This is a genomic window from Variovorax sp. DXTD-1, assembly GCF_003984625.1.
In the GTDB taxonomy this organism is placed as follows: Bacteria; Pseudomonadota; Gammaproteobacteria; order Burkholderiales; family Burkholderiaceae_C; genus Variovorax.
Genome location: NZ_RWKH01000027.1, coordinates 66,851 through 76,241 on the forward strand (window position 1 = coordinate 66,851; position 9,391 = coordinate 76,241).

General features: G+C 66.9%; 12 protein-coding genes. 10 read left to right on the forward strand and 2 right to left on the reverse strand.

Features of this window, described 5'->3' with window-relative positions; genetic code table 11:
- Positions 1 to 14: 14 nt before the first annotated feature.
- A complete protein-coding gene (locus EJI00_RS22065) occupies positions 15 to 938 on the reverse strand; it encodes a LysR substrate-binding domain-containing protein (RefSeq protein WP_126749618.1) in 924 nt (307 codons plus the stop codon).
- A gap of 113 nt (positions 939 to 1,051) precedes the next feature.
- Here EJI00_RS22065 and EJI00_RS22070 point away from each other — a divergent pair, with 113 nt between their 5' ends.
- The 3 genes from EJI00_RS22070 (at position 1,052) to EJI00_RS22080 (ending at position 3,204) form a co-directional block, all read left to right on the forward strand.
- The gene (locus tag EJI00_RS22070) at positions 1,052 to 2,017 is read left to right on the forward strand and encodes a tripartite tricarboxylate transporter substrate binding protein BugE (RefSeq protein WP_126749619.1); all 966 of its coding nucleotides are present in this window, start codon (positions 1,052 to 1,054) and stop codon (positions 2,015 to 2,017) included.
- Between the two features lie 12 nt (positions 2,018 to 2,029).
- Positions 2,030 to 2,908: an N-formylglutamate amidohydrolase gene (locus tag EJI00_RS22075; protein WP_126749620.1), complete on the forward strand. Its 879-nt coding sequence runs from the start codon at positions 2,030 to 2,032 to the stop codon at positions 2,906 to 2,908.
- A 113-nt stretch (positions 2,909 to 3,021) separates the two neighbouring features.
- A complete protein-coding gene (locus EJI00_RS22080) occupies positions 3,022 to 3,204 on the forward strand; it encodes a hypothetical protein (RefSeq protein WP_126749621.1) in 183 nt (60 codons plus the stop codon).
- Between the two features lie 24 nt (positions 3,205 to 3,228).
- Here the strand turns inward: EJI00_RS22080 and EJI00_RS22085 are convergent, their stop codons facing one another.
- The gene (locus EJI00_RS22085; RefSeq protein ID WP_126749622.1) at positions 3,229 to 4,119 is read right to left on the reverse strand and encodes a gamma-glutamyl-gamma-aminobutyrate hydrolase family protein; all 891 of its coding nucleotides are present in this window, start codon (positions 4,117 to 4,119) and stop codon (positions 3,229 to 3,231) included.
- A 128-nt stretch (positions 4,120 to 4,247) separates the two neighbouring features.
- Here EJI00_RS22085 and EJI00_RS22090 point away from each other — a divergent pair, with 128 nt between their 5' ends.
- The 7 genes from EJI00_RS22090 to EJI00_RS22115 all read left to right on the forward strand — a co-directional run bounded on the left by EJI00_RS22090 (position 4,248) and on the right by EJI00_RS22115 (position 9,390).
- Complete coding sequence (locus EJI00_RS22090) at positions 4,248 to 5,303, forward strand: sugar phosphate isomerase/epimerase family protein (protein WP_126749623.1); 1,056 nt, start codon at positions 4,248 to 4,250, stop codon at positions 5,301 to 5,303.
- 382 nt (positions 5,304 to 5,685) lie between these two features.
- A complete protein-coding gene (locus EJI00_RS22095; protein ID WP_126749632.1) occupies positions 5,686 to 5,952 on the forward strand; it encodes a hypothetical protein in 267 nt (88 codons plus the stop codon).
- A gap of 58 nt (positions 5,953 to 6,010) precedes the next feature.
- The gene (infA, locus tag EJI00_RS22100; protein ID WP_015867950.1) at positions 6,011 to 6,283 is read left to right on the forward strand and encodes a translation initiation factor IF-1; all 273 of its coding nucleotides are present in this window, start codon (positions 6,011 to 6,013) and stop codon (positions 6,281 to 6,283) included.
- Between the two features lie 82 nt (positions 6,284 to 6,365).
- A complete protein-coding gene (gene dbpA / locus EJI00_RS22105) occupies positions 6,366 to 7,808 on the forward strand; it encodes an ATP-dependent RNA helicase DbpA (RefSeq protein ID WP_126749624.1) in 1,443 nt (480 codons plus the stop codon).
- 99 nt (positions 7,809 to 7,907) lie between these two features.
- On the forward strand, positions 7,908 to 8,078 hold the full coding sequence (locus EJI00_RS25150; RefSeq protein ID WP_165442121.1) for a hypothetical protein: 171 nt from the start codon (positions 7,908 to 7,910) through the stop codon (positions 8,076 to 8,078).
- Between the two features lie 85 nt (positions 8,079 to 8,163).
- Positions 8,164 to 8,484, forward strand: coding sequence for a hypothetical protein (locus EJI00_RS22110; protein WP_126749625.1), 321 nt, complete (start codon positions 8,164 to 8,166; stop codon positions 8,482 to 8,484).
- Positions 8,485 to 8,502: 18 nt separating this feature from the next.
- The gene (locus tag EJI00_RS22115; RefSeq protein ID WP_126749626.1) at positions 8,503 to 9,390 is read left to right on the forward strand and encodes an EamA family transporter; all 888 of its coding nucleotides are present in this window, start codon (positions 8,503 to 8,505) and stop codon (positions 9,388 to 9,390) included.
- The last annotated feature ends 1 nt before the right edge of the window (position 9,391 follow it).

The following is a 9,391-nucleotide window of genomic DNA, read 5'->3' on the forward strand; positions in this document are numbered from 1 at the left end:
TAAAGCTGCGCCGGTCAGGCGACGGCCGGCGGCGTTCCGGCGTTGCGATCGACCTCCGCCAGCAGCCAGCGGCGGAAGTGGTCGAGCGTGGCCAACTGGCCGCGGCCCTCGGGGTAGCAGAACCAGTAGCCCTCATTGCCGCGGTAGCCGCCGCCCGGCAGCGGCTCGTCCACCAGCCCGGAAGCGATTTCGTCCTGCACGAGGCAGCGCGGCACCAGCGCCACGCCCATGCCCACCATTACGGCGCGGATCATGGTCTGGAACTGGTCGAACTGCGGGCCGGCCAGCGGATCGAGCCCGCGCACGCCGTGCGCCTCGCTCCATTGCAACCATGACTGCGGCACCGTCACGTGGCGCAGCAGCGTGCAGCGCGCCACGTCCTGCGGGGTGCGAATGGCCACCTCTGCGTGGCCGGCACGCGGCGCGATCAGCGCCACGTCCTGCCCCGCCAGGTAGTGCGAACGAGCCCCGGGCCAGTGGCCGTCGCCGAAGAGGATGGCGCAGTCGAGCTCGGGCCGCTCGAAGTCGTAGCCGTGCGTGTACGGCACGAAATGCAGGGTGATCTGCGGATGGCGGCGCTGGAAGTCGGGCAGGCGCGGAATGAGCCACTTGGCGCCGAAGGTGGGCAGCGTGGACAGGTGCAGCGCGCCGCCGCCGTCGCCGCTGGTAATGAGCTCCAGCGTGGCGGCTTCCAGCTGCGCGAGCACCGCTCGCACCGACTTCTCGTAGCGCTCCCCCGCGGGCGTGAGCGCCAGCCGCTTGCGGCTGCGCTCGAACAGCGGCACGCCGATCCAGCGCTCCAGCTCCTGCACCTGCTTGCTGACCGCGCCCTGGGTGAGGTGCAGCGCTTCGGCGGCGCGCGATACGCCGCCGAAGCGCACCACGGTCGAGAAAGCGCGCAGCAGGTTCAGCGGTGGATTGAGGCGGCGGAGCGACATGGCTGGAAGCCCATTAAAACATTCCAGATCAGAATGTTAGCTGGTCTATCCTTTGCTTCAGGTAACGCAGCAACTTTTGCTTCATTACTCCCTGTCTCATTGGAATAGACCCCATGCAACGTCGTCATCTTCTTTCCGCCCTGGCCGCTGTTTCTGTCGCTCCGGGAATATCTTTTGCCCAACAAGGCAAGCCGATCCGCATGATCGTGCCCTTCCCGCCCGGCGGCGCCACCGACATCACCGCGCGCGTGCTCTCGGAGCCGCTGGCCAAGATCCTGCAGCAGCCCGTGGTCATCGACAACCGCGCCGGGGCCGGCGGCTCCATCGGCATGGCCGAGGTGGCGCGCTCGGCGCCGGACGGCCTCGCCTTCGGCGTGGCCACGCTCTCGACCCACGGCGTGAACCCGGCCGTGTACCAGAAGCTGCCCTACGACCCGATCAAGGGCTTCGTCGCGGTGACCGAGCTGGTGAAGGCGCCGGGCGTCGTGGTCATCAACCCGCAGGTGCTTCCGGTGAAGAGCTTTGCCGAGTTGGTGAAGTACCTGAAGGCAAACCCCGGCAAGGTGTCTTATGCCTCACCGGGCAACGGCACCATCGGCCACATGTGGGGCGAGCTCTTCAAGAGCAGCACCGGAACCTCGATGGTGCACATCCCCTATCGCGGTGCAGGCCCGGCCATCAACGACGTGCTCGCGGGCGAAGTGCCGGTTTACTTCGACCAGGTGGCCTCCTCGCTGCCGCACGTGAAGGCGGGCAAGCTGAAGGCGCTGGCCGTGTCCTGGAGCAGCCGGCTCGACGTGCTGCCCGAGGTGCCGACGTATCGCGAACTCGGCTACCCGGCCAACAACGATCCTTCGTGGTTCGGACTGGTGGCGCCTGCCGGCACGCCGGCCGACGTTGCGCTGCGCATGCAGCAGGCCGTGGCCACCGCGCTGAAGGACGCCTCGGTGCGCGAGCGGCTGGCACTGCAGGGGCTCTATGCGTCGGGCACCACGCCGGCCGAGTTCGCCAAGCAGATCGACAGCGAAATCGAGAAGATGAAGAAGGTCGCGGCCTTTGCCCGCATCCGATTGGACTGACCCCGGCCGCCTATGCATCCTGTCCTGAAACTGATCCAAACCCGCGCCCAGGTGACCAGCGTTGCCGGGCATACGCCGCTGGTGCTCGATTCGCCGCACAGCGGCACTGTGTACCCCGAGGACTTCCGGCCCGTGTGCGACCTGGCCACGCTGCGCCGGGCCGAGGACACGCATGTCGAGAAGCTCTACGCCTTTGCGCCCGCCATCGGCGCGGCGTGGATCGAGGCGCACTTTCCGCGCAGCTACCTGGACGCCAACCGCGACACCACCGAACTGGACACCACCCTGCTCGACGGCCCGTGGACCGAGCCGCTGTCGGACGACCCGCGCGTGCTTTCCAAGGTGCGGCTCGGCAAGGGATTGATCTGGAAGCTCACCGACGAGGGCCTGCCCATCTACGACCGGCTGCTGAGCGTGGACGAGGTGCGCGAGCGCATCGACCACTGCTGGCGGCCGTACCATGCCGCGGTGGCCCAGGCCATCGACGACGCGCATGCGCGGCACGGCTACAGCATTCACATCAACTGCCATTCGATGCCGGCCATCGCGGGCAGCCATGCCACGAACTTTCCGGGCCTTGCGCATGTGGACTTCGTGATCGGCGACCGCGACGGCAGCACAGCCGACCCGGCGCTCTCGCACAAGATCTGCGAGCACCTGCGCGAGCGGGGCTACAGCGTGGACTACAACCACCCCTACAAGGGCGTGGAACTGGTGCGCCGGCACGGGCGGCCGGCGGAAAACCGGCACAGCATCCAGGTCGAGATCAACCGCAAGCTCTACATGGACGAGGCCACGCTGGCGCTCGACGAAGCGGGCGCGGCGCGGCTGCAGCAGCACCTGCGGTCGCTGGTCGAGATGCTGCTGGCCACCGATCCACGCAAGGGCTGAGCACCTCTGCGCGCGCGACACCCCGCGTGCATGCCATGCGGGGTGCGTGTTGTTACAGCGACCGGACGAGCCCCACGCCTATAGTGGGCCAAGTCAAACCTCCTGGAGATCCTGTGAAGCCATTCATTGCAGCTGTTCTTGCCATTGCGATGGGAGCCCTGGTAGCGGGCTGCGCCGGCACGGGGTCGGCCGGCAGCAGTGATCGCGCCGCGTCATCGTCGGGCAGCGGCGTCACGGTTTTCGGCACCATCGATGCCGGCGTCAGCGGTAGCACCAACCGCTCCGAACGGCGCTAGCCGGCCTTTTCGGCTGGCGTTCGGTCACCGCCTCAGCAGCGCCTGGCGCAGCACGCGTGCCGCACGGTCGCGGATGCGGCCCGGCCCCGCATTCGGCGCGGTGGTGCGAGGCGCCACCTTCGCGGTGGCGCAGGCCCACAGAAAGTCGTGCAGGATGGGCGTGTCGTCCACCGTCTCGGTGCTGCCGTACTTGTGGAACTCGGGGTGCCACTGCGTGGCCGCGATGTAGCTGCGGCCCCGCTCGGGCCGCCGCCGGATGGCTTCGGGCACGCGGTCGGGCAGGCTCCAGGCCTCGATCTCGAAACCCGGCGCGAGGTCTTTCACGCCCTGGTGGTGAATGCTGTTGACCCGCGCCTTCTTCACCTCGGGGTAGAGCTTGGACAGGCGCGTGCCGTCCACGATCTCAATGTCGTGAAAGTTCTGGTCGTAGGTCACCGGGTCGCGGTGCCGCACGGCCTCGGGATGATGGTGCTGCGCCTCGATGTCCTGGTACAGCGTGCCGCCGAAGGCGACGTTGATCAGCTGCAGCCCGCGGCACACGCCGAAGATGGGCTTGCCGGCCTGCTCGAAGGCTTCGACCAGCGCCAGGTCGTACAGGTCGCGAATGCGGTCGCCCACCCACACGTCCTTGAGCGGCACCTCGCCGTAGCTGCCCGGCCACACGTCGGCGCCGCCGTGCATCACCACGCCGTCGAGCCATTCGGCGTAGTGCGAGAGCTTGGTGTCGCCGCGCGCGGTTTCGCCCGTGGGGCAAGGCACCATCACCACCATGGCGCCGGCCGACATGAGCCAATGCGCGATCGATTGCTCGACGTACTGCAGCGTCTTGTTGGTGAACAGTGAGCGCGCCGGGTCTGCGTGGGAAAAGCAGGCGGACAGGCCGATCTTCAGCCGGGCGGAAACGGGTTGTGGCATCGCGGTGCTGGCAGCGGGTGCAGTGCGAAAAGGAAAGTCCATTTTGGCGCTTTGGCCTCTCGCACGGGGTCGGACGACACGCCAAGTATGCTTTCAACGCCGCCACGACCAAGAAGGAAGACAAAGCCATGAAGACGATCAAGGGCCCGGCCATTTTTCTGGCCCAGTTCGCGGGAGACGAAGCCCCGTTCAACTCGCTCGACGCCATTGCCGGCTGGGCCGCCGGCCTGGGCTACAAGGGCGTGCAGATCCCCAGCTGGGATGCGCGCCTGTTCGATCTGAAGAAAGCCGCCGAGAGCAAGACCTACTGCGACGAGGTCAAGGGCACGCTTGCCGGGCACGGCATCGAGATCACCGAACTGTCGACCCACCTGCAAGGCCAGCTGGTCGCGGTGCATCCGGCCTACGACGCGGGCTTCGACGGCTTTGCGGCGCCCGAGGTGCGCGGCGACCCGGTGCGGCGCCAGCAGTGGGCCGTGGAGCAACTGCATTTCGCGGCCAAGGCCTCGGCCAACCTTGGCCTCACGGCGCACGCCACCTTCTCGGGTGCGCTGGCTTGGCCGTATCTCTATTCGTGGCCGCCGCGCCCGCCCGGGCTCATCGAAGAAGCCTTCGACGAACTCGCGCACCGCTGGCGGCCGATCCTCGATGCGTTCGATGCGGCGGGCGTGGACGTGGGGTATGAAATCCATCCCGGCGAAGACCTGCACGACGGGGTGAGCTACGAGATGTTCCTGGAGCGCGTGAACAACCATCCGCGCGCCTGCCTGCTGTACGACCCGAGCCACTTCATGCTGCAGCAGCTCGACTACCTGGCCTACATCGACCACTACCACGAGCGCATCAAGATCTTTCACGTGAAGGACGCGGAGTTCAACCCGACCGGCAAGCAAGGCGTGTACGGCGGCTTCCAGAGCTGGATCAACCGCGCTGGCCGCTTCCGTTCGCTGGGCGACGGGCAGGTCGACTTCGGCGCCATCTTTTCGAAGATGGCGCAGTACGACTTTCCGGGCTGGGCGGTGCTCGAATGGGAGTGCTGCATCAAGCACCCCGAAGACGGCGCTCGCGAGGGCGCAACCTTCATTGCCGATCACATCATCCGCGTGGCCGAGCGGGCGTTCGACGACTTTGCGGCCGGCGGCGTGGATGTGGCCGCCAACAAGCGGATGCTTGGTATCGGCTGAAGCTCTTCGCTACATTTTTGATAGCGACAAACGTACAAACAGCGGGCGCGGGGCTAATTCATGCAATCGTTGTTTTTAAGACAAGCAACTGTCATGCCCCGCGGGCTATAATGTCGGGTTCGTTTCGATACCACGACGAAGCACTTTTCGTCACTCCGCCGGCTGACCTGCACCGTCCCTTGGATTTTTCAGGCCTCTTTCTTTCAAGCCGGCTTCACAGTGTGTTGGAGCGCCAGACCGGGCGCCCATGATTGCCACCACTGCCTTCGTTCTTGTTGAAGCGAATAGCGCGTTCGCCGCGCCGTTCTGGCCGGCCCACGCCCGTTTTCAATTATTTTTTCGGCATTTTGCGCACACTTTTCGCGCAGCGTGCCAAGGCTTCATGGACATCATTCAACACAGTATCGCGGTGGGCAAGTACCTTGTTTCTCCGCTCATTCGCCACCAGGACGACGGCAAGTACGCCGCATCCGTCTCGATCCGCTCCGGCCGGGGCAGCGGCATGCACGACCGCGTGATGCGTTTCACGCCGCGCTTTGCCAGCCACGCCGCCGCGGTGCGCTATGCCGTCGACGAGGGCCTCTGCTGGGTGCGCGAAAGCAGCAGCCCCCGCAGCGTTGCCCCGCTCGCGCTTTCGTGCGCAGGCTGAAACAATTACGCCCATCTTCATATCCAACACACATCGAACGAGTCAGAGGTAATCACACATGCCCAAGGAAGAACTGATCGAAATGAACGGCGCAGTGACCGAAGTCCTGCCCGACTCGCGCTACCGCGTGACGCTCGACAACGGCCATCAGCTGATCGCCTACAGCGGCGGCAAGATGCGCAAGCACCACATCCGCATCCTGGCGGGTGACAAGGTGTCGCTCGAGCTCTCGCCCTACGACCTGACCAAGGGCCGTATCACCTTCCGCCACCTGGAGCGCCGCGGCCCGCCGCCGACGAACTCCGGCAACAACAACGCACCTCGCCGCTGATCCGCGACGGACGAAGGGCCTTGCGGCACCCCGCGAAGGGTGCTGGCAAGGCCTTTGTTTTTCCGGGTCCGGCTGCCGCACGATGACCACGACCAATTCCACAGCCGGCGGCTCCCCAGCCCAGGCCCAGGCCGACCACGGCTTTGCCACGCTGGCGCTCTCGCCCCAGATGCTGGCCAACCTCACGCAGCTCGGCTACACGCAGATGACGGCCATCCAGGCCGCCGCGCTGCCGCCGGCACTGCTCGGCAAGGACCTGATCGCACAGGCAAAAACCGGCAGCGGCAAGACCGCCACCTTTGCCCTGGCGCTGCTCTCCAACCTGAACCCGCGCCGCTTTGCCATCCAGGCGATGGTGCTATGCCCCACGCGCGAGCTGGCCGACCAGGTCACGACCGAAATCCGCCGCCTGGCGCGCGCCGAAGAAAACATCAAGGTGGTCACGCTCTGCGGCGGCGTTGCGCTGCGCGGGCAGATTGCCAGCCTCGAGCACGGCGCGCACATCGTGGTCGGCACGCCGGGCCGCATCATGGACCACCTGGAGCGCGAGAACCTGAACCTCGAGGCGCTCAACACGCTGGTGCTCGACGAAGCCGACCGCATGCTCGACATGGGCTTCTTCGAGGACATCGTGAAGGTGGCCCGCCAGTGCCCCAAGGAGCGCCAGACGCTGCTGTTCTCGGCCACCTACCCGGAAGGCATCGCCAAGCTCGCGCAGCAGTTCATGAAGAGCCCTGAGCAGATCACGGTGCAGGCGCAGCATGAAGGCAGCAAGATCCGCCAGCGCTGGTACCAGGTGAAGGAAAGCGAACGGTTGCATGCCGTGAGCCTGCTGCTCGACCATTTCCGCCCCGTGAGCACACTGGCCTTCTGCAACACCAAGCAGCAGTGCCGCGACTTGGTCGAAGTGCTGCAGGCCCAGGGCTTCAGCGCACTGGCGCTGTTCGGCGAACTGGAGCAGCGCGAGCGCGACCAGGTGCTGGTGCAGTTTGCCAACCGGAGCTGCTCGGTGCTGGTGGCCACCGACGTGGCCGCGCGCGGACTGGACATTGCTCAGCTCGAAGCGGTGATCAACGTCGACGTGACGCCCGATTCCGAAATTCACATCCACCGCGTCGGCCGCACCGGCCGAGTGGGCCAGCAAGGCGGCGCCGAAGGCCTTGCGCTGAACCTGGCCAGCATGGACGAGATGGGCAGCGTCGGCAAGATCGAGCAGCTGCAGGGCCGCGAGTCCGAATGGCACGACCTGGCCGAGCTCACGCCCGGCAAGGGCGAGCCGATGCGCCCGCCCATGGCCACGCTGCAGATCGTGGGCGGCCGAAAAGAAAAGATCCGCGCCGGCGACGTGCTGGGCGCGCTCACCGGCGACTGCGGCTACACCAAGGAGCAGGTCGGCAAGATCAACGTCAACGAGTTCTCGACGTACGTGGCCGTGGAGCGCGGCATTGCCGCCGAAGCGGCGCGCAAGCTCTCGAGCGGCCGCGTGAAGGGCAAGAGCGTGAAAGTGCGCTTGCTGGAACTCTGAAAGAAACCCTGTCATGCCCGTTGCTTCGGCTTCTGGCAGGCAAAATCCCCGCTGTGGCCTAATTGGCCCTCGAACATCACTTTTTTACCCGAGCTTTTCATGCCCAAGAAAATTCGTACCGAAGCCGACCGCGTTGCCACCCCGAAGCCGACGCCCCTGCCCGGCTACGCCGTGCCCAGGTCCGGTGGCGGCCAGAAGGTCAGCCTGGAACGCGGCACCGCCACGCGCAGCAAGAAGAACCCCGGCAAGCGCGCCAAGAAGGGCGGCTGATCCAGCCCCCGCCGGCTCGCAAGGGCCACGACGAACGCGCCCCCGGGCGCGTTTTGTCATTGGGGCAGCCACAGGTGCACGCGCGATGTCCGACGACAACCAGATCTTCATTCCGCCCTCGTTCTTCGCGGTGTACAGCGATGCGCGCCAGCGCCTGCTGGAGCCCATCGGCGTGGTGCGCGAGCGCTACGAGATCTGCGAAGACCTGGCCAACCATCTCGTGGGCCACGCGCAGATCCAGCACCACACCGAGGTGCCGGTCGAAAGCGAAATCCTGCGGCGCATCCACGCTGGGCTGGCCACGCCGGAATCCGGCGTGTCGCCCGCCGAGGCCGGCTGGATCGTGCAGCGGCTGGCCGAACTGCTGGGTTGGCCCGGACCCGAGCCTGAACAGGCCGGCAGCTAGCGCGCCGCATCGAACCGAATGACCAGCCGAACCACCGACGTCCTGCTCACCGCGGCCGCGCCCGCCATCTGGGGCAGCACCTACATCGTCACCACCGAGCTCCTGCCGGCCAACTACCCGTTGACGGTGGCGCTGCTGCGCGCCTTGCCGGCGGGGCTGCTGCTGCTCCTGATCGTCCGCCGGCTGCCTGAGCGCGCCTGGTGGGGCCGCATCTTCGTGCTGGGCGCGCTGAACTTCTCGATCCTCTGGGCGATGTTGTTCGTCGCGGCTTATCGCCTGCCGGGTGGGGTGGCGGCAACGATCACGTCGGTACAGCCGCTCTTCGTGGTGTTTCTTGCGAGCTTCTTCCTCGGGTCGGCCGTGCGCGCACTTTCGGTGGCGGCAGCGGTCGTCGGCATCGGCGGGGTGGCGCTGCTGGTGCTCACGCCGAATGCCGCGCTGGATGCGCTCGGCATCGCCGCGGCCTTTGCCGCCGCCGTGTCGATGGCCTTCGGCACTGTGCTGAGCCGGCGCTGGCAGCCGCCGGTTTCTGCGCTGACCTTCACGGCCTGGCAGCTGACCGCGGGCGGCCTGCTCCTGCTGCCGGTGGCGCTGTGGCTGGAGCCGCCGCTGCCGGCGCTCAGCGCGGCAAACTGGATCGGCTTCGCCTGGCTCGGCCTGGTGGGTGCCGCGCTGACCTACATCGTCTGGTTCCGCGGCGTGGCCCGGCTGGAATCGTCGGCGGTCGCGCCGCTGACTTTCCTGAGCCCGGTCACGGCCGTGATCCTGGGCTGGGCGCTGCTGGGGCAGAGCCTGTCGGTACCGCAGATCGTGGGCATCGTCGTCGTGATCGCGAGCATCTGGCTCAGCCAGCATGCGCAGCGCGGTGCGCGGCCGGCGGCACTGGCCGGGCCCGCAGCGCGCTAGG